Origin of the sequence: Erwinia rhapontici, assembly GCF_020683125.1 — a bacterium.
GTDB classification, from domain to species: domain Bacteria; phylum Pseudomonadota; class Gammaproteobacteria; order Enterobacterales; family Enterobacteriaceae; genus Erwinia; species Erwinia rhapontici.
The window spans coordinates 2801248-2824575 of sequence record NZ_CP085627.1; the positions used below are offsets into that span (position 1 = coordinate 2801248).

The following is a 23328-nucleotide window of genomic DNA, read 5'->3' on the forward strand; positions in this document are numbered from 1 at the left end:
CCACTGCGTGATTAAAAATCCTCCAAGGAGCGTACAACGTGATTAGCGTTTTCGACATGTTTAAGATCGGCATTGGCCCGTCAAGTTCTCATACGGTTGGCCCAATGAAAGCCGGCAAACAGTTCGTCGACGATCTGGTGAACAATCGCCAGCTCTCTTCGGTGACGCGTATTGCTGTCGATGTCTATGGTTCTCTGTCCCTGACGGGCAAAGGCCACCATACCGATATCGCCATTATTATGGGGCTGTCTGGCGCCTCGCCGGAAAGCGTTGATATCGATGCTATCCCTGCCTTTATCCGTGATGTCGAAGAGCGCCAGCGCCTGCTGCTGGCCAGCGGTGCCCACGAAGTTGATTTCCCACGTGAAGGCGGCATGGTGTTCCGCAGCGATAACCTGTCGCTGCATGAGAATGGCATGACCATTCACGCTTTTGCTGGCGACCTGCGTATCTACAGCAAAACCTACTATTCTGTTGGCGGCGGCTTTATTGTTGACGAAGAGAACTTCGGTAAATCGGTGGTGAATGAAGTCGCCGTTCCTTATCCGTTCAACTCGGCAAAAGAGATGCTGGCCCACTGCCAGATGACCGGACTGTCGCTCTCCGGCATGATCATGAAGAACGAACAGGCCGTGCACAGCCGTGCCGATATCGAGCGCTATTTCACCGATATCTGGCAGACGATGCGTGAATGTATCGATCGCGGGTTGAACACTGAAGGCGTGCTGCCAGGCCCACTGCGTGTACCGCGCCGTGCTTCGGCGCTGCGCCGCCTGCTGGTGTCCTCTGATAAAATGTCCAGCGACCCGATGATTGTCATCGACTGGGTCAATATGTTTGCTCTCGCCGTGAATGAAGAGAATGCGGCCGGTGGCCGTGTTGTGACGGCACCGACTAACGGCGCATGCGGCATCGTCCCTGCGGTACTGGCTTACTATGACCACTTTATTGAGCCTGTCACCCCTGAAATCTTTACCCGTTACTTTATGGCCTCTGGCGCCATTGGCATTCTGTATAAAATGAACGCCTCTATCTCCGGCGCGGAAGTCGGTTGCCAGGGTGAAGTGGGCGTTGCCTGCTCCATGGCGGCGGCGGGTCTGGCAGAACTGCTGGGGGCTAGCCCGGAGCAGGTCTGTGTGGCGGCGGAAATCGGCATGGAGCACAATCTGGGGCTGACCTGTGACCCGGTTGCCGGACAGGTGCAGGTGCCGTGCATTGAACGTAATGCGATTGCCTCGGTAAAAGCGATTAACTCCGCCCGTATGGCGATGCGCCGTACCAGCGAAGCGCGCGTCTCACTCGATAAAGTGATCGAGACCATGTACGAGACGGGCAAGGATATGAATGCTAAATACCGCGAGACATCGCGCGGTGGACTGGCGATAAAAGTCCAGTGTGATTGATTCATCAACGCCACCTCCCCGGTGGCGTTTCTTTTTGCGCCATTCAGCAAAAATAGTTTAGCTCCCGGCTATCGCCAACAGCAGGAAATAGCTAAAGTGTTTTGGCGTGTCTTGTGAGAGTAAGTTCCTGTTTTTGAGCCATTCAGCTTTTCTCTTCAACACTACTAAACTTAATGCCTCAGTTGCCGATAATTGGTATTCGGTCTCTATATACGCGTCTTGATCTAAGGGTGGTTACTGATGCAAATGTCCCAGGAAGTATTCGGACAGTTTCGCCGTAAGCGGTTACTCATCGCTGCGGTTGTTGCCGCGTTGGTGCTCATTCTCACATTAACCTTCCGTTTTATGGAAGAGAAAGGCCGAATAGAGCAGCAGTCGCGCACATTTGCCGATAATGCCATCCAGCGTTTTGATCGCATGTTTTCGCCACTGGATGTGGCGGCGAATAACACCATTGGTCTGGTAGGGCTCACCTGTGGCGAAATCCGTTTCCCACTGATTGAGAAACTGGCGTCATTACAGACGGTCAGATCCATTTTACTGGTCGATGAAGACCGGATTTATTGTTCGAGCATTTATGGCAGTTCGGATATTCCATTTACTGATAACTACCCTGAACTGGCGGTGAATAACCAGCGAATGCTGCTGGCGGTGGATGAGCATCTGATTAAGGGGTCTCCGGTATTATTGTTCTGGACACCGCGTTCGCTGGATAACCGTTCAGGTATTATTCAGATCATCAACATTGAGCTGATGACCAACTATCTGTTGGAGCCAACGCTCCCCTGGGTAGAACGCGCCATTTTCAATGTCGGAGGGAAGAGTCTCGAATACGGCAACCCAATGATCGAAACGGCGGTGCCATCGGAAGATGAAGTCAGCTACGAAGAATCGTCGTTACGTTACCCGTTCTCTATTACACTTTTTGGGCCATCCCCTTCCCGTCTGGCATTGATGACGGTACCTTCGCAACTGCCACTGGCGCTGCTGTTAAGTTTACTGATGGGATACATTGTCTGGCTGGCAACCGCCAACCGCATGAGTTTGTCCTGGCAAATCAGCTATGGCATTACCGCACGTGAGTTTATGGTTTACTGTCAGCCGCTGATCAACGCTCGCAGCGGCGCCTGCGACGGTATTGAACTGCTGTTACGCTGGCATAATCCCCGTCAGGGATGGATACCGCCGGATGTGTTTATCCCGCTGGCTGAACGGCAGAATCTGATTGCTCCGCTGACACGTTTTGTTATCAGCGAGGTGGTTCGCCATCTGCCCGATTTGCCTGGCTGTAAGTCGTTCCATATTGCTATCAACGTTGCAGCTAGTCACTTCCACGATCGGGCGATTATTGATGATTTACAGCGTCTGTGGTGGCCGGCAAACCCGAAACCTCAGCTTATCGTTGAGCTGACAGAGCGTGATTCACTGCCGGTTGTTGATCAGCGCGTCGTCTCCCATCTGCATAAGATTGGGGTCAAACTGGCTATTGATGACTTTGGTACGGGGCACAGTTCGCTCTCCTACCTGAAGACACTCAGCCCGGACGTGCTCAAAATCGATAAGGTGTTCACAGCGGCGATTGGAACAGATGCGATTAATGCGACGGTGACCGACATGGTGATCTCGCTGGCGCAACGGCTGAATATCAGCCTGGTGGCCGAAGGGGTGGAAACCGCACAGCAGGCGGCTTATCTGCGTGAGAAAGGCGTGGATGTGTTGCAGGGTTACTTCTATGCCCGCCCGATGCCATTAGGGGATTTCCCTGACTGGTTGGTGAATCATGAAGAAACACTGGATGCCTGATCGAAAACGGGCAGACCTTTGCAGGTTCTGCCCGTAACAATATTGTTAAGGGGCGCCCGGTGAAGACCTGGCGCCCTTTTTTTATTGTTCGTCTTCGTCGTGCTCATCGCGCTGTTTCGTCACACGAACCAGGTCAATGCGATAATCAGTGGCTTCGATAATCTGAAAGCGCAGTGGCAGTAGCTCAATGACTTCACCAGGCTTAGGTAACTGCCCTTTCTGCTCAATCAACAGACCCGCCAGCGATGCATGATCGTCTTCCGGCCTTACCAGTTCCTGCGTATCCAGCAACTGCTGCAGCGAGTGCAGATCCGTACCGCCTTTCACCAGCCATCCATCACCATCTGCGATAATATCCGGGGTTTCATCTTCGTCAGGGAATTCACCCGCAATCGCTTCCAGCACATCCAGCGGCGTAATCAACCCCTGCACCACACCGAACTCATTGGTCACGACCACAAAGCTGCCTTTGGCGCGGCGCAGCACGCCCAGCAGATTAAGCGGGTCAAGCGTCTCCGGCACGATAATCGGCGGTGTGCCCGAGGCAAAGCTGGCAACATCAATACCATGATCGAGGGCAACCAGCAGCTCTTTGGCACGCACCACGCCGATGATTTCATCCAGCTCTCCACGACAGACCGGGAATAAGCTGTGCGGCGTGTCCAGAAGCTGGAGGCGAATTTCGTCCATCGGGCGCGTTGCATCCACCCAGGAAATCTCACCGCGTGGCGTCATAATGCTGCGTACAGAGCGTGAAGCCAGCGTCAGTACGCCATTGATCATGTAACGCTCTTCGTCTTTAAACGCTTCCTGCGGCATGATGGCGGCAACATCGCTGCTCTCACTGCTGTGATTTTCGCTCTGGCGGCGGCCACCCATCAGGCGCTGAATCGCCTCAGCGGTACGCTCACGCATTGGTCGTCTTTCCTGATGGCGCATAAAGTTATGGCGCGCAATCTGGTTGAACAACTCGATCAGGATTGAGAAGCCGATCGCAGCATACAGGTAACCTTTCGGTATATGGAAACCAAAGCCTTCTGCCACCAGGCTGAGACCAATCATCAACAGGAAGCTCAGACACAGCACCACTACCGTCGGGTGCGCGTTGACGAAGTTTGTCAGCGGCTTAGAGGCCAGCAACATCACCCCCATCGCGATCACCACGGCCGTCATCATAATCGCCAGATTGTTTACCATCCCGACCGCTGTGATCACGGCATCAAGCGAGAACACGGCATCAAGAATAACGATCTGCACTACCACCGCCCAGAAACTGGCATAACCTTTATTCCCGCCGGCGTTCATGTCGCGGTTTTCCAGCCGTTCATGGAGTTCCATCGTGGCTTTGAACAACAGGAAAAGTCCCCCGAGCAGCAGAATAAGGTCGCGTCCGGAGAAGCTGAACTCGCCAATGCTAAACAGCGGGGTGGTTAACGTCACAATCCATGAAATCAGCGACAGCAGTCCCAGACGCATAATCAGCGCCAGCGACAGGCCAATAAGACGCGCTTTATCGCGCTGCTTCGGTGGCAGTTTGTCGGCAAGGATGGCAATAAAGACCAGGTTATCAATACCCAGTACGATCTCAAGAACGATGAGCGTGAAGAGACCTGCCCAGATTGAGGGGTCTAAGAGAAATTCCATGACAGACTCCGGAAAAAGGAACGGCAATACGCAGCAGACGTTCGAATGAGCGTGCAGCAGGGATGACAACAAGAGGAATGTACGGTTACGTCAGGAGACGTTAAAAGCGGTACCGGAAAGCCCGGCGGCATCATTGAGCGACTTCGGTGACAGTCCATAGGGAGGGCTGAGGCCCGTTACTCCTGTATTGAAAAAGGATCCCTACTCTATCAGGTGAAACATGCGCGTCAAAATAATTTCTTACACTCCCGCGGCGTGCTGCACATTTCTGGATAATGTTTCATCAACGTTCCAGAAATCGCGATTAACGTCTAAATAGCTGAGCACCGTCACATAATTTATTTTTTCGCGTACTAAAATAATTCCCGTTACTACGCTGTGTGTTTAAAGGCGCTGATACATTCTCACCGCGCTGCACTAAAAGTTGGACCTCAATCATACTGGATGCAACAGGATTCAGGTGAACCTCGCGCGGCTTGCAGACAAAGCCGTTGCCAACTGATACAGGAGGTAGCAAGTGACTATTGCTATTATGATTGGCACGCACGGCTGGGCAGCAGAGCAACTGCTGAAAACCGCCGAAATGCTGTTAGGGGAACAGGAAAATGTCGGCTGGATCGACTTTGTCCCCGGGGAAAATGCCGAAACGCTGATGGAGAAATACCAGGCGCGGCTGGCTGAGATGGACAGTACGCAGGGTGTGCTGTTTCTGGTTGATACATGGGGAGGCAGCCCGTTTAACGCCGCCAGCCGCCTTGTTGTCGATAAACCAGGTTATGACGTTGTCGCCGGGGTCAATATTCCGATGCTGGTCGAAGTGCTGATGGCACGTGACGATAACCCCACGTTCGATGAACTGGTCGCACTGGCCGTTGAAACCGGGCGCGAGGGCGTCAAAGCACTGAAAGCCAAAATTCCTGAAGCGACACCTGCCGCTATAACGAAAGCCCCTGCCGCTCCGCAGGCTCCTCTTCAGCCCGGTGAGCATATGAAAATCGGGCTGGCACGCATCGATGACCGCCTGATCCACGGGCAAGTTGCTACACGCTGGACCAAAGAAACCAACGTCACACGTATTATTGTCGTCAGTGATGAAGTCGCCGCTGACAACGTCCGTAAAACGCTCCTCACCCAGGTTGCCCCACCCGGTGTCACCGCGCATGTGGTTGATGTCGCTAAGATGATCCGTGTGTGGAATAACCCGAAATACGGCAAAGACAAAGTCATGCTGTTATTCACCAATCCCACCGACGTTGTCCGCCTGGTCGAAGAAGGTGTCACCATCCCCTCAGTGAACATCGGAGGTATGGCATTCCGTCAGGGTAAAACCCAGGTGAACAATGCCGTTTCGGTAGATGCGAAAGATATTGAGGCGTTTAAAAAGCTGAACGATCGCGGTATCGAACTGGAAGTGCGCAAAGTGTCCAGCGATCAGAAACTGAAAATGATGGACCTGATCGGCAAAATAGCTCAGTAGCCCGTGGCCTGATGTTTCAGGTTGAACTCCGTTCTGGCATTAAAGAGGAAAAGTGTAATGGAGATTACCACGCTGCAAATTGTTCTGATTTTTATCGTCGCCTGTATTGCAGGTATGGGATCAATCCTCGATGAATTTCAGTTCCACCGGCCATTAGTGGCCTGTACGTTAATTGGCGCCGTTCTCGGCGATATGAAAACAGGCATTATCATCGGTGGTACGCTGGAGATGATCGCGCTGGGCTGGATGAATATCGGTGCCGCCGTGGCCCCGGATGCCGCACTGGCGTCTATCATCTCGACCATTCTGGTTATTGCGGGTGGGCAGAGCGTGGGTGCTGGTATTGCCCTTGCTATCCCGCTGGCAGCAGCTGGTCAGGTGCTGACCATCATCGTGCGTACCATCACCGTTGCCTTCCAGCATGCGGCCGATAAGGCAGCCGAAAAAGGTAATTTAACCGCTATCTCATGGATCCACGTCTCTGCGCTGGTATTGCAGGCGATGCGTATCGCCATCCCGGCACTGATTGTTGGCGTCTCTGTGGGCACCCACATCGTGCAGGAACTGCTGAACTCAATCCCAGACGTGGTGACTAACGGCCTGAATATTGCCGGTGGCATGATCGTGGTCGTCGGTTACGCGATGGTAATCAACATGATGCGTGCTGGTTATCTGATGCCGTTCTTCTACCTCGGTTTCGTGACCGCTGCATTCACCAGCTTCAACCTGGTCGCTCTGGGCGTGATCGGCGTGGTGATGGCCATCCTGTATATCCAGCTGGCACCGAAATATAACCGTGTAGCTGGTGCGCAGGCCTCAGGCCCGGCGAATAATGACCTTGATAACGAACTCGATTAAGGAAAGGTGAGAGAAATGGTTGATACAACTACCACTACGCAGAAGAAATTAACACCAGGCGACATCCGCGGTGTGTTCTTACGCTCAAACCTGTTCCAGGGTTCGTGGAACTTCGAACGTATGCAGGCACTGGGATTCTGTTATTCCATGGTCCCGGTGATCCGCCGTCTGTATCCGGAGAACAACGACGACCGTAAACAGGCGATCAAACGCCATCTGGAATTCTTTAATACCCATCCTTACGTTGCTGCCCCCGTGCTCGGCGTAACGATGGCGATGGAAGAGCAGCGTGCGAACGGTGCCGCCATCGATGATGCGGCGATTAACGGTATCAAGGTAGGTCTGATGGGGCCGCTGGCCGGCGTGGGCGACCCGATCTTCTGGGGAACCGTACGCCCGGTATTTGCGGCACTGGGTGCGGGTATTGCCATGAGTGGCAGCCTGCTGGGCCCACTGCTGTTCTTCGTACTGTTTAACCTGGTGCGTTTACTGGTACGTTATTACGGCGTGGCTTATGGCTACCGCAAAGGGGTGGATATCGTCAGTGATATGGGCGGCGGCTTCCTGCAAAAACTGACTGAGGGGGCGTCCATTCTCGGCCTGTTTGTGATGGGGGCACTGGTCAACAAATGGACCCACGTTAACGTACCGCTGGTGGTATCAAGGATCACCGACCAGACCGGAAAAACCACGGTCACCACTGTGCAATCCATTCTTGATCAGTTGATGCCGGGCTTAATTCCGCTGCTGTTGACCTTCGGGTGTATGTGGCTATTGCGTCGCAAAGTCAACGCGTTGTGGATTATTATGGGCTTCTTCGTCATTGGTATTTTCGGTTACTGGGTCGGCCTGCTGGGCGTTTAACAACGTATCACTCAACTCTACATCATTCGAGTCCCCTCCTGGGGACTTGAAGTATGACGAGTTCATCACATATTCTCTCAGGGGCCAGCACAGTCTGGCCCTTTTTTTGGACGCTGATATGTTTTTGACTGATTACCTGATTATTCTGTTTATTGTTTTGATTTTTCTTTATGGGCTTTACGACGAACTCATCATGGACCGTTTGCAGGGCCCAACGCGGCTGAAAGTCCTGTTGCAACGGCGTAATAAGCTCGACAGCCTGATTTTCATCGTCCTGTTGGGTATCCTCTTATACAAGAATGTGAGTGACCAGGGTCCGCAGATCACCACGCTGTTGCTCATGGCGCTGGGTGCGTTGACGGCGTGGTTATTCTGGATACGCGCACCGAAGCTGCTGCTTAAACAGCATGGCTTTTTCTACGCTAACGTTTTTATCCCCTGGGGGCGTATCAGCGCCATCAACCTGTCTGAAGATGGCGTGCTGGTGATTGCACTGGAAAACCGTCGTTTACTGATCCATGTGCGTCAGCTCGATGATCTGGAGAAGATTTATCAGGTTATGCTGGAGAGTCGCTAACGTCCATCGCGATGGCAGAAGCGCTGTCGCGCTGCCACAGACGCAGGGTGAAGTCGGTCTCACAGGAGAACTGTTCGGTGGTGGCCAGAATGCCCCACACTTCAGGGCGCGCACGCCAGGCGAAAGGCGTCATTTGTAACAGTGCGCCAGACTCTTCGCTGTTCAATGTCATGGGATAGCTTAGCTGCTGCTCTTCGACCAGCGTAAAGCCAGGCATCTCTTCAGGCGTGGTATCGTGCAACTGCACATCCTGGTAAATCAGCGCTTTAAACTGCATCAGATGGCGTGGACCGGGCGTCACTGTCAACACGTAGCCCTGAGGTCTGACTACGCGTGCCAACTCCTCAGCCTTGCAGGGTGCGTAGATGCGCAGCACGGCATCAAACTGATTATCACTGAACGGCAGACGATGGCTGGAAGCCACGCAGAACTCAACGTTGCCATAACGCTTTGCCCCGGCACGAACGGCAATCTTCGCCACATCCAGACCGTAGACTTTCGCCTCCCCCTGCGCTTCCAGGCGGTTGGCCACTTCATGGGTGTAATACCCCTCCCCACAGCCAATATCCAGCACGCTGACAGGCGGCTGTGGCAAAACACGCACCAGTAAATCACAGACCTGTTGTTGCAGCGGCTGGTAGTGCCCGGCATCCAGGAAGTTGCGTCTTGCCTGCATCATGTCAGCGCTGTCACCCGGCTGTTTAGAGCGTTTATGCTGTACCGGCAACAAATTGACGTAGCCCTCTTTCGCCTGATCAAACTGATGATGATTTGAGCAGCTGTAAATACGCTGATTAAACAGCAGCGGTTGCTGGCAGAGAGGACACTGGTACGACATAACAACACTCCATAAACAGATGACGCGGCAGTTTACTGTAAACCCCGATGAAAATCCCGCAGACAATGACGCAAAAAAGCCCCGTCATTTCTGACGAGGCTTTAGTATTCAGATTTCAGCCTGGATTACACGCAGGGCGGCAATGACAGGCTCAGATCGAAAATTAGATAGCGGTGACGTTCACAGCAGCAGGGCCTTTCTGGCCGTCCTGAATTTCGAACTCAACGTTCTGGCCTTCAGCCAGAGTTTTGAAGCCATTACCCTGGATTGCAGAGAAATGTACGAATACATCTTTGCTGCCGTCAGCAGGAGTGATGAAACCAAAACCTTTAGACTCGTTGAACCACTTAACCTGACCTTTAATCTTTGCCATTTTGCAAATTCCTTAGAGTGTTTATTCGCCCGTGGGCTTTACTTACAGAAAAACCAGAGACATAACTGCATGAGGCACTAAATTAAAGATCGGCAAGGAAGTGGAATTCAACGTCAACGTCTTTACTCAGAACTTCTTTACTGAAGATGCCATACATAAACAGAACTGTACCTCGTTTTACCCGAATGTTTTATCACATATCCGTTAATTAATGGCAAGTCATTTTTAAACAGAGATAGTGATGTCGCACACATTTGAAACGATAGCCGATACAGATTGCACGTACATGCATGACGCTTCATCAACGATGAACACACCAGCCCCCTGCTGACCCCTTTCACTGCCTGCTCAGGCTGAGCGATATTTTAAACCGCAGATGCCATGAAGTCTATGCTGATAAGGTGTAAACCTGATATTTTGCGCGAAAATTATTGCATAAATATGGCAAAGCATTGACGAAAGTTATCGTTGATAAACACACAATAACGGGAGTAAGGCCACCTCCACTTGTACAAAAATCCGGCATTAGCGCCAGTGTATATTTGTATTGCACCAAAATCATGAAAGTCGCTAACTCATTGCCCCATTTAAAAGCATTGATCTGACCCCGCGTATTATCACAATCAAATCACTCTATTTGCATTATTAGATCCGGGTTCTTAATTTTCACTGCAATATAAGAAAACAGGGTTAAGGTCAATCCGAATCGATATTATCCAGCAGCATTTTACCTCCGATTATCCACGGCTTAAAACGGGTCAAATCCAGCCCTGCGGACAGCATTGCCTGCTCCAGTACCTGAGGGGGTTCATCCAGTGATTCATCGGCAAGCTCAAATACCCCCCAGTGGATCGGGATCGTCACAGGCTCACCTATTGCATGATGGAGCGAGACGGCCTGGTCAGGGTCCATATGCTGAGACTGCATGAACCATTTTGGTGCATAAGCACCGACCGGCAAGGCAGCAAGTGTAAACGGCCCTAACCGTCTTGGGATCTCCAGTAACCCCTCCCAATAACCGCTGTCGCCGCTAAACCAGAAATTAAGCGTCTGACTTTTTATGACCCAGCCGCACCACAATGAACGATTTCGGTCCCACAGCGTACGCATACTCCAGTGGCGTGCAGGCACTGCGTGAAAGGTTAACCCGTACGCCTGAGTCTGCTGCCACCAGTCGAGCGGCACGACCTGACGTGCACCGCGATGCTTAAACCACGTTTCCAATCCTAGCGGCACCACAAAGGTGACCTGCGGAAAACGACGTAGAATTTTTTTTATCGTTGGACGATCAAGGTGGTCGTAATGATTGTGGGAGATCAGCACCACATCCAGCCGGGGTAAATCCTCAATCGCCAGCGCAGACGGCGTTTGACGCTGTGGACCATAAAAACTAAGGGGGGAAGCGCGTAATGAGAGCGCAGGATCGATCAGGGTATAATGTCCGGCGGTACGTAGCAGCATGCAGGCATGACCCAGCCACCAGACGGCATCCTGCTCACCGCTAAGATCGGCGGGCTGCCACCATTGCCTGATGAACTGTTCATAGCCTTGCGCCGGGGGCCGGGGTAATCCCTGCTGCTTACGTTCTTGCCGCCAGCGTTTGAGATCGCCGTTCTGGCGCAAATCTGGCTTCAGGTTACGAAACCCCTCCGGGGTATGGTGAGGTTTTTCAGGGTCGTACCAGGGATTCTGCCAGGCCATTGACGGCTCCTTGATGAAATTAACGCTCCGGAATCAGACGGGTAAAATCTTTGTTCTCAGCGGTATCCGTGGTTTTTTCTGCCTGCTCTTTACCCGCAACCGAATCGGTCAGACGGCGCAGCAACACATTTTGTTTTTTCTGCTCTTCCAGCAGCGCTTCCAGCAACTGAATTTGCTGATTTGCCCTGACGCTGGCCCGATTAACAAAAAACCAGACTACCAGCCCAATAATGACCAGGACAGTCACCACACCCATTGATGCGATATCCATCGCACCTGTCGTCATTTCGTTCATACATGCCTCAAAACTGAAAATGGGCTACCGAAGTACGTTAGCGCCGCCGAGATGATTTTACCTGCTCGGGCGTTAATTGATAGCTGCATCACAAAATACTCAACGTACTGCGACAGAAATGTTCCGCGCTTTCAGTATCCTCTTATCGTTTTTAGTACCAGCAACCTGCATGGTGCTATGCTTAGCGCGGGCAGTGAGGACACCGCCTGAACAATAATAAGGGGATACACATGAAATTTTTGCTACGGAGCGTTGCATTGCTGGTCATCATCTGGCTGGCAATGCTATTGACAGGCTATGGCGTTCTGACAGGCAGCAACAAAAATGTCGCGGGAATGGGGCTTCAGTGCCAGTATCTGACAGCACGCGGCATGGTGATTGCGCAGTATCTGCATACTGATAGCGGGATCATCGGCGTGACAGACTGTCCTCTGCTGAGGAAGAGCTCGGAAGTGGTCGACAACTGACAGACAATCGGGCCAGCGCACTGCTGGCCCGTTGAGGATTAGAAAGGATAGTCGTGGTAACCCATCTGCTCGGAGATGTTTTTCGCCGCCTGATGCAGCATCGCGACGTATCCTTTTTTATGTTCTTCTGAGAAACGAATGGTCGGGAATGAGATACTCAGACCGGCAATCACCACGCCAAAGCGATCAAAGACTGGTACTGCAATACAACGCAGCCCTTCTTCCTGCTCTTCATTATCCTCACCGAAACCCTGAGAACGCACCTGGTCCAGCGCAGGTAACAGTGCTGCAGCGCTGTCGAGCGTCCTTGACGTGCTGCGAGTAAACTCGACCCCCGTCAGAATCTCCTCGACTTCTGCGCGGTCTCGCCAGGCCAGCAGCACTTTACCAATTGCCGTACTGTGGAGTGGATTACGACGACCAATACGGGAATACATCCGCAGGTTGTATAATGAATCCACCTTATGGATGTAAACAATACTGTCTTCTTCCAAGGCCCCAAGGTGGATCGTTTCTTTCGTCTGACGCGAAATATCACGCATCTGTACATCGGCACTGCGGATCAGATCGACATTCTGTAATGCTTTTGCGCCCAGCTCGAACAGTTTAAGGGTCAGCGCATACTTCTCAGACTCCCCTTCCTGTGAGACGTAGCCCAGGGTTTTCATGGTCTGCAGAAAACGGTAAACGGTACTTTTCGACATCATCACCCGCTGCGAAAGCTCGGTGATACCATTTTCACGTTCCTCGCCCAGCGCCTGCAAAATGCCAAACACTTTCATGACCGAAGAGACGGAGTCTGGTTGTTTATCTGAATCGGCACTGATCATGTTTTACCTTTAAGTGTTTTATAAAAAATGGAACGCTATTTCCATTATACGGCCCGCACCCTGAGTGTGCAACGACCTGCGCGTGATGACGGACACATCCGGTGATAGTTTTCAGCCAGTTACAGACTGGAAAAAATCGTAAAAACCATTAGCATGGTGATATTCGCCCCTCTGACTATTTCATCACCATGCCGCCTGAATCACCGACTGACGGTTTACCGTTACCCCAACGCTACGGGGCCATTGTGGCCATTGCGCTCGGCATTACTGTCGCTGTGCTTGATGGTGCCATTGCCAACGTTGCACTACCGACCATCGCTCGCGAGCTTCATGCCAGCCCGGCACAGTCCATCTGGATTGTGAATGCCTACCAGCTGGCGATTATTGTCTCGTTGCTGTCGCTCTCTTTTCTGGGTGATATGCTGGGTTATCGCCGCGTTTACCAGTGCGGCCTGGTGCTGTTTACCTGCACGTCATTATTCTGCGCCCTCTCAGACTCGCTGAGCATGTTAACCTTCGCCCGCGTGTTGCAAGGGTTCGGCGGCGCAGCGCTGATGAGCGTCAACACCGCACTGATACGTATTATCTATCCCCAGCGCCACCTCGGGCGCGGTATGGGAATTAATTCGCTGATTGTCGCCGTCTCCAGCGCCGCGGGGCCAACGGTGGCCGCTGCGATACTGTCTTTCGCCTCCTGGCAGTGGCTGTTTCTGATCAATATCCCGGTTGGTATTGCCGCTCTGTATCTCGCCCTGCGTTTCCTGCCAGACAATCAGCAGAAGTCTCAGGGGCAGCGTTTTGACGTCGCCAGCGGTGTGATGAACGCTCTCACCTTCGGCCTGCTTATCTCGCTGCTGAGTGGGTTCGCCCAGGGGGTGGACGGCAGGCTACTGTTGGCAGAGCTGTTGTTGCTCCTGGTTGTTGGCACCCTGTTTATTCGCCGTCAGCTTAGAATGACATTTCCTCTGCTGCCGGTGGATCTTTTCCGCATCCCGGTCTTTGCATTGTCAATTGGCACATCGGTCTGTTCTTTCTGTGCGCAGATGCTGGCGATGGTTTCACTGCCGTTCTTTTTGCAAAGCGCACTGGGGCGGAGCGAGGTCGCCACGGGGCTTCTGCTGACGCCGTGGCCGCTGGCCACCATGGTGATGGCACCGATTGCTGGCAGGCTGATTGAACGCGTTCACGCCGGGCTGTTAGGCGCTATTGGGCTGGCAATGTTTGCCAGCGGGTTATTTGCTCTGGCTTTGTTACCTGCCAGCCCAACTGACGGCGATATTATCTGGCGCATGATATTGTGCGGTGCCGGATTTGGTCTGTTCCAGTCGCCCAACAACCACACCATTATCTCCTCTGCCCCGCGCCATCGTAGCGGTGGCGCCAGCGGAATGCTGGGTACGGCTAGACTGCTGGGTCAGGCCAGCGGTGCTGCGCTGGTGGCACTGATGTTTAACCTCTTTGCCACCCAGGGAACTCACCTTTCGCTGCTACTGGCAGGCAGCTTCGCTACCGTCGCCGCGCTGGTCAGCGCTCTGCGCATCACTCAGCCGCGTCACGTTTGAGCATAAAAAAACCCGCCAGAAGGCGGGTTTTTTACTTAGAAAGGTGGGCGGTTACTTCAGGTACTCACCACTGCGCAGCGCTTCAATACGTTTGTCCAGCGGCGGGTGAGACATAAACAGCTCACTCAGCGACTTAGACTTCCCGTTGATGCAGAACGCCATCATGCTGCTGGCTTCCTGTGGCTCATAACTGGTTTTAAGACGTTGCAGCGCGGCAATCATCTTCTCACGGCCGGCCAGACGTGCAGCCCCCGCGTCCGCATGGAACTCACGGTGACGTGAGAACCACATGGTGATGATGCTGGCAACAATACCAAAGACCAGCTCCAGTACCATTGAAACCACAAAATACACCATCGGGTTACCGTTGCTGCCCCCTTCTTCATCGCGGTTGCCAGACATAAAGCCTGCCGCCAGCTGCGCTAAAATACGCGAGATGAAGATCACAAAGGTGTTCACAATACCCTGAATCAGCGTCATGGTGACCATGTCACCGTTAGCGATATGGCTAATTTCATGTGCCAGCACCGCTTCTGCTTCATCACGGCTCATGTTCTGCAACAGGCCGGTTGATACCGCGACCAGTGAAGCATCACGACGCGCACCCGTTGCAAAAGCATTGATATCGGGCGCATGGTACACAGCCACCTGCGGCATCGCGATGCCTGCCTGCTGTGCCTGGCGGCCTACGGTTTCCATCAGCCAGCGTTCGGTTTCATTACGCGGCTGTTCAATCACTTCACCGCCGACGGAACGTAACGCCATCCATTTCGACATCAGCAGTGAAACAAACGCACCGCCGAAGCCAAACAGACCCGCCATGATCATCAGGCCCATAACACTGCTTGACTGGATCCCTGTCAGGCTGAGGATCAGCCCGAACACCACCATAACCCCAAGGTTGGTTAACAGGAAAAGAGCAATACGCATCATAAAATTTATTCTTCCTCAGTTATTCCGCTATTCGCGTAACACCATCGTAAGGTCAATACTGTGCATTTCAAGCACTCTTAATCTTTAAGTGCTTAAAAAGACATAACTTTACACTTTGTCTTACTTTTTACGCACCACGCCAGGAGGGAATAAAAAAGGCACAGCGAATGCTGTGCCTGTTGGGCTTATTTCGCCGCGGCTGGGGTCGCTGGCGGCTGCTGTTTTTCCAGCTGCGCCAGGTCTTCAGCAATCTTCACCGTTTCATCGAGATACGGGTCAGGCTCTTTATAATCTTTCGGCAAATCGTCCAGTTTCACCAGGGCCTTTTTGCCTTCTGCTTTCAGACGTGCATTGATGCGTTCCAGACGCAGCGCATCATCTTCCCGGTTCTCTTTTTCACGCTCGGCCAGATTGAGCGAGATGATATTGCGCTTCTCTTTATTCGCATTGAAACGAGCAATATCTTTGATGATGTACTGGAACTCTGCATCTTTCGCGATGCGATCCTGATGTTGCTGGATCAGTTTCGGTTCCAGCGGCTTGAGGTCACCCATTTTCACGTAGGTCGCGGCTTTAACGCTGTCCCACGGCAAGGCATTGTCCTCAAACTTCTCGCCGGTTTCCACCGCTTCCACGCCGGTCGGCATCAGCAGATCAGGGGTCACCCCTTTCCGTTGTGTGCTGCCGCCGTTGATACGATAGAACTTCTGAATGGTGTACTGTACAGATCCCAACGCTGGCCACTCAGGGCGCAACATCTGATCGTAGATACGGTTCAGTGAGCGATACTGCTGAACGGTGCCTTTACCGAACGTCGGTTCACCAACAATCAGCGCACGACCATAATCCTGCATTGCAGCGGCAAAGATTTCAGACGCTGACGCACTGAAGCGGTCAACCAGCACCACCAGCGCCCCTTTGTAATAGGTCACACCGTCGTTGTCGCTATCCTGACGAATTTTGCCGTTATTATCACGCACCTGCACAACAGGGCCGCCAGGGATAAACAGACCAGAAAGCGATACCGCTTCCGTCAGTGCCCCACCGCCGTTAGTACGCAGGTCGATAACAATACTGTCAACATTCTGCTTTTGCAGTTTCTGCAACTGCACTTTCACGTCATCGGTCAGACCAACATAGAAGCCGGGGATATCCAGCACGCCGACTTTCTGTTTGCCAACGTTATGCACGGTCATTTTCACCGCGCGATCTTCCAGACGGATTTTTTCACGCGTCAGCGTGACGGTACGGGTTTTGGTTCCTTTACCGGCAGGCAGGATCTCCAGGCGAACTTTGCTGCCTTTTGGCCCTTTAATCTGCGCAACCACATCATCCAGTCGCCAGCCGATCACATCGACCACCGGCTTACCTGGCTGGCCAACACCGACAATGCGATCGCCAACGGTGATCGTTTTGCTCTTGGCTGCAGGGCCACCCGCCACCATGGAATTGATCACGGTGTAGTCATCATCCATTTGCAGCACCGCACCAATACCTTCCAGAGACAGGCTCATTTCGGTATTGAACTGCTCGGTGTTACGTGGAGAGAGGTAGTTGGTATGCGGATCAATTTCGTGCGCAAATGCCGTCATTGCCAGCTGGAAGACGTCCTCGCTATTGCTTTGCGCCAGACGGCGTACCGCGAACTGATAACGTTTAGTCAGAACTTCACGGATCTCTTTCTCATCTTTACCGGCCAGCTTGAGGCTCAGCTCATCATATTTGACCTTCGCGTCCCACAGGGCGTTGAGCTCTGCGGTGCTTTTAGGCCATGGCGCTTTGCTGCGGTCGATATCAATGGTGTCATTGCCGGTGAAAACCATCGGCTTATTCAGCACGGAGAGTGCGTACTGATAACGTTCAAAACGGCGTTTCTGTGTCAGATTGTAGAGATCATAAAACGCCGAAAGCTGGCCGGTTTTTAACTCGTCGCCCAGCGTCGTTTTCTTGTCCGCATATTGCGTAATATCCGACTCCAGCAACACATTGTGGCTGTAGTCGAGCAAGTTCAGATAGCGCTCAAAGATTTTAACGGAAAAATCTTTGTCGAGATCGAACTGGCGATAATGGGAACGGGTGAAACGGGAGGTCACACGCTCACTGACAGTGGCATGCTGTGCTTCCTGATGTAACTGCGGGATTTGATCGGCGCGCGAGATATTGTCAGCCGCAAAAACATTGCCTGCGATAAACAGGCCCGCAATGATGGTGCTTTTAAAAAGAGTGTTCATGCCCTGATTAGCCTCCGTATCAGAACTGCAAGTGTTCTGCGCGTACTATCATTGCCAGGCCGGAAGCTAACTGCACCCGAACGCCATCTTTTGAAATTTCCAAAATAGTGGCATCCATTGCACTTTTACCTGCGGTAACTTTAATGCTCTGGCCAACTTGCAACGCTGATGTGTCGGTAACCGGTTTGCGTGGCTCCGGCTGAGTTTCTACACGAGGTGCGGAAGAGCCTGATTCGACCTGAGGACGAGCGGGTTTGCTGCGCACTTTACGTGGCTGCTCACCTTCTGCCGCAGGTTTACGAACAGGTTTGCGCGGACGACGCGGTGTGGTTTCTTCACCCGCTTCACGCTTTTTCGCCTGCTGCTGTTCGCGTTGTGCCTGCACACGCGCTTTGGCTTCTTCAAGCTGTTTACGCGCATGTTCAACATGCTGTTCGTCCAGTTGGCCACAGGCATTACCATCAAGGTCAACACGCGCTGCGCCAGCTTTGATGCCATAAAGATAGCGCCAGCTGGAAGTGTAAAGACGCAGTGCTGAACGAAGCTGAGTTTTGCTCAAGTTCATTTCGCCCTGCACGCGGTCGACTAAATCCTGAAAGATGCCGATTTTAAGTGGTCGTGCTTCCCCTTCTGCGCTAAAGCATTGTGGAAAACGCTCTGCCAGAAAGGCGATGACTTCTTTGGTGCTATTCAACTTAGGTTGATTTTCCATGAAATTTCCTGATTACAACGGGTTTGCCAATCAGCGCGGGCATGAACAGGCGTCATTATAATGACACCATCAGCAATTGCTACGTGATCCAGCGCTTTAGGTGCGTTTCATGTGAATAAATTTTTCCACATCCGATCCGGCAAGCACCTCACAAAGCCCGTCCGTCAACGCTTTTAGCCCCGCTTCATCCTCACTGTCAAAGCGGTTATATTCCACACTATCAATGTCCAAAACACCAATAACACTGCCATTAACCACCAGCGGCAACACAATTTCTGCATTACTGGCGGCATCACAAGCGATATGTCCGGGGAATGCGTGCACGTCATCAACGCGCTGAACGGTATTCTCTGCCACGGACGTTCCACAGACACCACGCCCCACAGGAATACGCACACAGGCGATTTTCCCCTGGAATGGCCCCAGAACCAGCGTTTTTTCTTCCGTTAACAAATAAAAACCTGCCCAGTTAACCCCATCAAGACGTTCGTATAAAAGCGCGCTACAATTGCCCATCACCGCCAGAAAGCTGGTTTCGCCACTGAGTAAGGCACGCATATCACGATTGAGGTCGGTATAAAATTCTGCTTTTGTCATTGTTTAACCATTGTAGAAACGAAGACGACACCGTCAGGCTGCATCGCCCGAAAAATTAAGCATTAAAAAACCAGCGGATCAGATGAATCATTCTGTTAGTTACTATAACCTTAGAATTATCCGAATACTGAAGCATGGCTATACTGAGTCTTGCTCTCATGGCGTTAATCAGCCTAACCCTGCCCTGCACCTGCGCTGTTTGGGCTAAAGCACGATCGGGAATATGAAAATACACGCCATCAGTCATGCTCTGCCACAGGCACGTTATCAGCGATGTCCCCAATGTGATACCCTTTTTTCCTTACCAGATGTGAAATCACGCCAGTCAGCACACTGCCCGCGTTGCAATGCGCTTATCCTTAATGGACGTGACTGGTCAATGACGCGTCTGGCGGCCATGGCCGTCACCATGATGTTGCTGATGCCGTTCGCATTTAATGAATCGTTAATGTCGGTGCGTCTGCTGGGAACCAATATTTATGCCAGCCTGCTGGGCGGCATCATGCAGATGGCGCAACAGGGCGATGTGATCACCGCTGCGATGGTGGCGTTTTGTACCATTGGTGCACCGGTGACGCTGGTCGCTTCCATTGCTTATCTCTATTTTGGTGAAAAACTGGGCATGAACCTGCGCCCGGTGCTCCTGATGCTCGACCGCTTAAAAGAGTGGGTGATGCTGGATATTTATCTGGTGGGCGTCGCCATTGCCTCCATCAAGGTTCAGGACTATGCGGCGATTACGCCAGGCATTGGGCTGATTGCTTTCATTATATTGACGCTACTGAGCCTGCTGACGTTAATTCACCTGAATGTTGAACAGCTGTGGCATCGTTTTTATCCGCAGCCAAACCCCAATGTCCCCCTCGTACAATTGCAGGTTTGTCTGAGCTGCCACCACACCGGAGTCGCCGATGATCGTGGACGTTGCACACGCTGCCACACTCCACTGCGTTTTCGCCGTCACTTCAGCCTGCAAAAATCCTGGGCATCACTGATTGCCTCCATCGTGTTGCTGATCCCGGCAAACCTGCTGCCGATCTCAATCATCTATTTGAACGGCGCGCGTCAGGAAGACACGATTCTTTCCGGGATACTTTCGCTGGCCACCGGTAATATTCCGGTGGCCGCCGTGGTGTTTATTGCCAGTATCCTGGTGCCCTTCACTAAGGTCATCGTGTTACTGACGCTGTTAATCAGCATTCACTTTAATTGCGAACAGGGGCTGAAAACCCGCATACGCCTGTTGCGCGTGGTGAAATGGGTTGGCCGCTGGTCAATGCTCGATCTCTTCGTTATTTCGTTAACCATGTCGCTGGTCAATCGCGACCAGCTTCTGGCTTTTACAATGGGACCCGCTGCGTTCTACTTTGGATCGGCGGTCATACTTACTATCCTTGCCGTTGAGTGGCTGGATAGCCGTTTACTTTGGGATGCTCATGCAACAGGAAACGCCGACTACACCGACTAGCGCACGCATCAAAAATCGGCGCAAAATATCGCCGTTCTGGTTGCTGCCCTTTATTGCGCTGCTGATTGCCGGCTGGCTGATCTGGACCAATTACCAGGAGCGCGGCACCACGGTCACCATCGATTTCGCTACCGCCGACGGTATTGTGCCCGGCCGCACGCCAGTGCGTTACCAGGGGGTGGAAGTCGGTCTGGTGCAGGGCATCAGCATGACTGACGATCTGCGCACCATTAAGATCAAGGCCAGTATTAAAAGCGATATGAAGGATGCGCTGCGTGAAGATACGCAGTTCTGGCTGGTCACGCCCAAAGCCTCACTGGCCGGTGTTTCCGGCCTGGATGCGCTGGTTGGCGGGAACTACATCGGGATGATGCCCGGTAAAGGCGAACCGCGCGAGAACTTTGTTGCGCTGGATACTCAGCCGAAATACCGCGTCAATACCGGTGAAATGATGATCCACTTGCATGCCCCGGATCTCGGGGCATTGAACAGCGGATCGCTGGTCTATTTCCGCAAAATCCCGGTCGGACGCGTCTACGACTATAGCCTGAATTCGGGCAACAAGGGCGTGACCATCGACGTACTGATTGAACGGCGTTTTACTAATCTGGTGAAAAAAGAGAGCCGCTTCTGGAATGTTTCGGGCGTGAAAGCGGATGTCGGCCTCAGCGGTGCAAAAGTGCAGCTGGAAAGCCTGGCCGCACTGGTCAATGGCGCCATTGCTTTCGATTCACCAGAAACATCGGAGGCCGCGAAATCCGACGACACCTATGCCCTCTACCCTGACCTGGCGCAAAGCCAGCGCGGCGTGATGATCTCGCTCGATCTGCCAGATGGTAAGAATTTGAAAGAAGGCAGTACTCCGCTGATGTATCAGGGGCTGGAGGTCGGCACACTGACAAAAATGACGCTGCTGGACAGCGGCAAAGTCAGCGGTGAACTGACCCTCGACCCGTCCGTGACCAGCCTGATGCGCACGGGAACCCGCATTGAAATGCGTAGCCCGAAAATCAGCCTGAGCGATAGCAGCCTCAGCAGCCTGCTGACAGGCAATACGCTCGAGCTGATCCCGGGTGACGGTGAGCCACAAAATCATTATACGGTCTTGCCAAGCAATGAATCGCTGTTACAGCAACCCAACGCGCTTGAGCTGACGCTCAATGCCCCGGAAAGCTACGGCATTGATGCCGGGCAGCCGCTGATGCTGCACGGAATGCGCATTGGACAGGTGATCAAGCGTACCCTGAATGAAAAAGGCGTAACCTTTAATGTGGCCGTGGCGGCTGAATACCGCCACCTGGTGCATGGTGACAGCAAATTTATCATTAACAGTCGCCTGGATGTGAAGCTCGGCATCGACGGGATGGAAGTACTGGGTGCCAGCGCCCGCGAGTGGGTCGACGGGGGCATTCGCCTCGATCCGGGTAATAAAGGCGCGGTGAAAGCCCGTTATCCGCTGTATGCCAACAGTGAGAAAGCGGAGGAAGGCATCCTCGGTGACACTCTGCCCACCACCCTCACCCTGACCGCCAGCAGTCTGCCCGACATCCAGGCAGGTTCTGTGGTGCTTTTCCGTAAGTTCCAGGTCGGTGAGATTGTCAGCGTGAACCCGCGCTCCGATGCTTTCGACGTCAACGTACATATCAAGCCGGAGTACCGACGCCTGCTGACGCAAAGCAGTGTCTTCTGGGCCGAAGGCGGTGCGCGCGTGCAGCTTAACGGTAGCGGCCTGACCGTGCAGGCCTCGCCGCTGAATCGTGCACTGAAGGGCGCCATCAGCTTTGATAATTTATCCGGTGCGGGCGTCGGTTTAACCCGTCAGGATAAACGCGTTCTGTATGATTCAGAAACCACAGCCCGCGCCGTGGGCAGCCAGATCACCCTGCGGACTTATGATGCCAGTAAGCTGTCAGCGGGTATGCCGATTCGTTATCTCGGCATCACCATTGGGCAGTTAGAATCACTGGCACTGGGGGCCGATAATAATCAGGTGATCGCCAAAGCGGTGCTCTACCCTGAATACGTGCAGGATTTCGCCCGTCTTGGCACCCGCTTCTCCGTGGTATCGCCGCAGATTTCGGCTGCCGGCGTTAACCACCTGGAAACCCTGCTTCAGCCTTATATCAACGTAGACCCGGGCAAAGGCCGTGCTCAGCGCACCTTTGAGCTCCAGGAGTCCACCATCACCGATGCGCGTTATCTTGACGGACTGAATGTGGTGATGGACGCACCGGAAGGCGGTTCACTGTCGGTCGGTACGCCAGTGCTGTTCCGCGGCGTGGAAGTCGGTACGGTGACAGGGACATCACTGGGAGCAATGGCCGACCGCGTACAGATTACGCTGCGCATCAGTAAGAAATATCAACACCTCGTGCGTAATAACTCGGTGTTCTGGCTGGCATCGGGCTACAACCTGAAATTTGGGCTGATCGGTGGGGTGGTGAAAACCGGAACCTTCCAGCAGTTCATTCAGGGTGGTATCGCCTTCGCCACACCACCAACCGTGCCGCTGGCTCCGCAAGCCTCTTCCGGTAAACACTTCCTGTTGGAGGAAGAGGAACCGAAAGAGTGGCGCAAATGGGGTACCGCACTGCCACAGTAGTGGTGTAAACAGGGCAAAACACAGCGGGGCCTTATGTCGCAACATAAGGCCCCGCTCTTTATCCGCGACATTTTATAGGAAAAAAACAGATTT

20 protein-coding genes and 1 pseudogene are annotated in these 23328 nt (G+C 52.9%); 10 read left to right on the top strand and 11 right to left on the bottom strand.

Going from position 1 to position 23328, the window contains the following annotated elements; genetic code table 11:
- The first annotated feature begins 38 nt into the window (after positions 1–38).
- Positions 39–1403 (top strand): L-serine ammonia-lyase, encoded by a 1365-nt coding sequence (locus LJN55_RS13120; protein WP_133841831.1) that lies wholly within the window; start codon positions 39–41, stop codon positions 1401–1403.
- Between the two features lie 240 nt (positions 1404–1643).
- Positions 1644–3206 (top strand): EAL domain-containing protein, encoded by a 1563-nt coding sequence (locus tag LJN55_RS13125; RefSeq protein WP_227534600.1) that lies wholly within the window; start codon positions 1644–1646, stop codon positions 3204–3206.
- Positions 3207–3287: 81 nt separating this feature from the next.
- Here the strand turns inward: LJN55_RS13125 and LJN55_RS13130 are convergent, their stop codons facing one another.
- Positions 3288–4850 (bottom strand): TerC family protein, encoded by a 1563-nt coding sequence (locus LJN55_RS13130; RefSeq protein ID WP_227534601.1) that lies wholly within the window; start codon positions 4848–4850, stop codon positions 3288–3290.
- 517 nt (positions 4851–5367) lie between these two features.
- Between LJN55_RS13130 and manX the strand changes: the two genes are divergently transcribed.
- The 4 genes from manX to LJN55_RS13150 all read left to right on the top strand — a co-directional run bounded on the left by manX (position 5368) and on the right by LJN55_RS13150 (position 8626).
- Positions 5368–6327: a PTS mannose transporter subunit IIAB gene (gene manX / locus LJN55_RS13135; protein WP_133841828.1), complete on the top strand. Its 960-nt coding sequence runs from the start codon at positions 5368–5370 to the stop codon at positions 6325–6327.
- Positions 6328–6384: 57 nt separating this feature from the next.
- Positions 6385–7185 carry a PTS mannose/fructose/sorbose transporter subunit IIC gene (locus tag LJN55_RS13140; RefSeq protein ID WP_133841827.1) on the top strand — a complete coding sequence of 267 codons (801 nt, stop codon included), beginning with the start codon at positions 6385–6387 and terminating at the stop codon, positions 7183–7185.
- A 15-nt stretch (positions 7186–7200) separates the two neighbouring features.
- Positions 7201–8049: a PTS mannose transporter subunit IID gene (locus LJN55_RS13145; protein ID WP_133841826.1), complete on the top strand. Its 849-nt coding sequence runs from the start codon at positions 7201–7203 to the stop codon at positions 8047–8049.
- A gap of 118 nt (positions 8050–8167) precedes the next feature.
- Positions 8168–8626 (top strand): DUF986 family protein, encoded by a 459-nt coding sequence (locus LJN55_RS13150; protein ID WP_133841825.1) that lies wholly within the window; start codon positions 8168–8170, stop codon positions 8624–8626.
- Here the strand turns inward: LJN55_RS13150 and rlmA are convergent.
- From rlmA to LJN55_RS13175, 5 genes and pseudogenes are all read right to left on the bottom strand, one after another.
- Positions 8607–9464, bottom strand: a complete 858-nt coding sequence (gene rlmA / locus LJN55_RS13155; RefSeq protein WP_133841824.1) for a 23S rRNA (guanine(745)-N(1))-methyltransferase — start codon at positions 9462–9464, stop codon at positions 8607–8609. The two genes, LJN55_RS13150 and rlmA, sit on opposite strands and share 20 nt — an antisense overlap.
- 163 nt (positions 9465–9627) lie before the next feature.
- Positions 9628–9837 carry a transcription antiterminator/RNA stability regulator CspE gene (gene cspE / locus LJN55_RS13160; RefSeq protein ID WP_001062678.1) on the bottom strand — a complete coding sequence of 70 codons (210 nt, stop codon included), beginning with the start codon at positions 9835–9837 and terminating at the stop codon, positions 9628–9630.
- 88 nt (positions 9838–9925) lie between these two features.
- Positions 9926–9994, bottom strand: a pseudogene (locus tag LJN55_RS13165) (DUF2627 domain-containing protein); the annotation flags it as partial.
- Between the two features lie 539 nt (positions 9995–10533).
- Entirely contained in the window at positions 10534–11538 is a 1005-nt protein-coding gene (locus LJN55_RS13170) for an MBL fold metallo-hydrolase (RefSeq protein ID WP_227534602.1), read from the bottom strand.
- A 19-nt stretch (positions 11539–11557) separates the two neighbouring features.
- Positions 11558–11833: a YebO family protein gene (locus tag LJN55_RS13175; RefSeq protein ID WP_133841822.1), complete on the bottom strand. Its 276-nt coding sequence runs from the start codon at positions 11831–11833 to the stop codon at positions 11558–11560.
- A 230-nt stretch (positions 11834–12063) separates the two neighbouring features.
- On the opposite strand from LJN55_RS13175, the gene LJN55_RS13180 reads away from it, so the two are divergent.
- Positions 12064–12300 carry a YobH family protein gene (locus LJN55_RS13180; RefSeq protein WP_227534603.1) on the top strand — a complete coding sequence of 79 codons (237 nt, stop codon included), beginning with the start codon at positions 12064–12066 and terminating at the stop codon, positions 12298–12300.
- Positions 12301–12338: 38 nt separating this feature from the next.
- Here the strand turns inward: LJN55_RS13180 and kdgR are convergent, their stop codons facing one another.
- The gene (gene kdgR / locus LJN55_RS13185) at positions 12339–13130 is read right to left on the bottom strand and encodes a DNA-binding transcriptional regulator KdgR (RefSeq protein ID WP_133841820.1); all 792 of its coding nucleotides are present in this window, start codon (positions 13128–13130) and stop codon (positions 12339–12341) included.
- Positions 13131–13318: 188 nt separating this feature from the next.
- Here kdgR and LJN55_RS13190 point away from each other — a divergent pair, with 188 nt between their 5' ends.
- Complete coding sequence (locus LJN55_RS13190; protein WP_227534604.1) at positions 13319–14692, top strand: MFS transporter; 1374 nt, start codon at positions 13319–13321, stop codon at positions 14690–14692.
- A gap of 51 nt (positions 14693–14743) precedes the next feature.
- Here LJN55_RS13190 and htpX read toward each other — a convergent pair whose 3' ends face one another.
- The 4 genes from htpX to LJN55_RS13210 form a co-directional block, all read right to left on the bottom strand.
- The gene (htpX, locus tag LJN55_RS13195) at positions 14744–15625 is read right to left on the bottom strand and encodes a protease HtpX (RefSeq protein WP_133841818.1); all 882 of its coding nucleotides are present in this window, start codon (positions 15623–15625) and stop codon (positions 14744–14746) included.
- 185 nt (positions 15626–15810) lie between these two features.
- Positions 15811–17856 (bottom strand): carboxy terminal-processing peptidase, encoded by a 2046-nt coding sequence (prc, locus tag LJN55_RS13200; protein ID WP_167863786.1) that lies wholly within the window; start codon positions 17854–17856, stop codon positions 15811–15813.
- A gap of 19 nt (positions 17857–17875) precedes the next feature.
- Positions 17876–18568, bottom strand: a complete 693-nt coding sequence (proQ, locus tag LJN55_RS13205; protein WP_133841816.1) for an RNA chaperone ProQ — start codon at positions 18566–18568, stop codon at positions 17876–17878.
- Between the two features lie 96 nt (positions 18569–18664).
- On the bottom strand, positions 18665–19165 hold the full coding sequence (locus tag LJN55_RS13210; RefSeq protein WP_227534605.1) for a GAF domain-containing protein: 501 nt from the start codon (positions 19163–19165) through the stop codon (positions 18665–18667).
- A gap of 223 nt (positions 19166–19388) precedes the next feature.
- Here LJN55_RS13210 and yebS point away from each other — a divergent pair, with 223 nt between their 5' ends.
- Both yebS and LJN55_RS13220 read left to right on the top strand, forming a co-directional pair.
- Positions 19389–20633, top strand: a complete 1245-nt coding sequence (gene yebS, locus LJN55_RS13215; RefSeq protein WP_227534606.1) for a membrane integrity lipid transport subunit YebS — start codon at positions 19389–19391, stop codon at positions 20631–20633.
- The gene (locus LJN55_RS13220) at positions 20602–23235 is read left to right on the top strand and encodes a PqiB family protein (RefSeq protein WP_227534607.1); all 2634 of its coding nucleotides are present in this window, start codon (positions 20602–20604) and stop codon (positions 23233–23235) included. The genes yebS and LJN55_RS13220 overlap by 32 nt, the downstream gene beginning before the upstream one ends.
- The last annotated feature ends 93 nt before the right edge of the window (positions 23236–23328 follow it).

Excerpts from the sequence above, each read along its gene's own strand:
- LJN55_RS13190 (WP_227534604.1), top strand. The coding sequence starts at position 13,319 with ATGCCGCCTGAATCACCGACTGACGGTTTACCGTTACCCCAACGCTAC.
- kdgR (WP_133841820.1), bottom strand. The coding sequence starts at position 13,130 with ATGATCAGTGCCGATTCAGATAAACAACCAGACTCCGTCTCTTCGGTC.
- LJN55_RS13125 (WP_227534600.1), top strand. The coding sequence starts at position 1,644 with ATGCAAATGTCCCAGGAAGTATTCGGACAGTTTCGCCGTAAGCGGTTA.
- cspE (WP_001062678.1), bottom strand. The coding sequence starts at position 9,837 with ATGGCAAAGATTAAAGGTCAGGTTAAGTGGTTCAACGAGTCTAAAGGT.
- LJN55_RS13175 (WP_133841822.1), bottom strand. The coding sequence starts at position 11,833 with ATGAACGAAATGACGACAGGTGCGATGGATATCGCATCAATGGGTGTG.
- LJN55_RS13220 (WP_227534607.1), top strand. The coding sequence starts at position 20,602 with ATGCAACAGGAAACGCCGACTACACCGACTAGCGCACGCATCAAAAAT.
- rlmA (WP_133841824.1), bottom strand. The coding sequence starts at position 9,464 with ATGTCGTACCAGTGTCCTCTCTGCCAGCAACCGCTGCTGTTTAATCAG.
- htpX (WP_133841818.1), bottom strand. The coding sequence starts at position 15,625 with ATGATGCGTATTGCTCTTTTCCTGTTAACCAACCTTGGGGTTATGGTG.
- LJN55_RS13130 (WP_227534601.1), bottom strand. The coding sequence starts at position 4,850 with ATGGAATTTCTCTTAGACCCCTCAATCTGGGCAGGTCTCTTCACGCTC.
- LJN55_RS13150 (WP_133841825.1), top strand. The coding sequence starts at position 8,168 with ATGTTTTTGACTGATTACCTGATTATTCTGTTTATTGTTTTGATTTTT.
- LJN55_RS13170 (WP_227534602.1), bottom strand. The coding sequence starts at position 11,538 with ATGGCCTGGCAGAATCCCTGGTACGACCCTGAAAAACCTCACCATACC.
- LJN55_RS13210 (WP_227534605.1), bottom strand. The coding sequence starts at position 19,165 with ATGACAAAAGCAGAATTTTATACCGACCTCAATCGTGATATGCGTGCC.
- proQ (WP_133841816.1), bottom strand. The coding sequence starts at position 18,568 with ATGGAAAATCAACCTAAGTTGAATAGCACCAAAGAAGTCATCGCCTTT.
- prc (WP_167863786.1), bottom strand. The coding sequence starts at position 17,856 with ATGAACACTCTTTTTAAAAGCACCATCATTGCGGGCCTGTTTATCGCA.
- LJN55_RS13180 (WP_227534603.1), top strand. The coding sequence starts at position 12,064 with ATGAAATTTTTGCTACGGAGCGTTGCATTGCTGGTCATCATCTGGCTG.
- LJN55_RS13145 (WP_133841826.1), top strand. The coding sequence starts at position 7,201 with ATGGTTGATACAACTACCACTACGCAGAAGAAATTAACACCAGGCGAC.
- LJN55_RS13140 (WP_133841827.1), top strand. The coding sequence starts at position 6,385 with ATGGAGATTACCACGCTGCAAATTGTTCTGATTTTTATCGTCGCCTGT.
- yebS (WP_227534606.1), top strand. The coding sequence starts at position 19,389 with ATGAAAATACACGCCATCAGTCATGCTCTGCCACAGGCACGTTATCAG.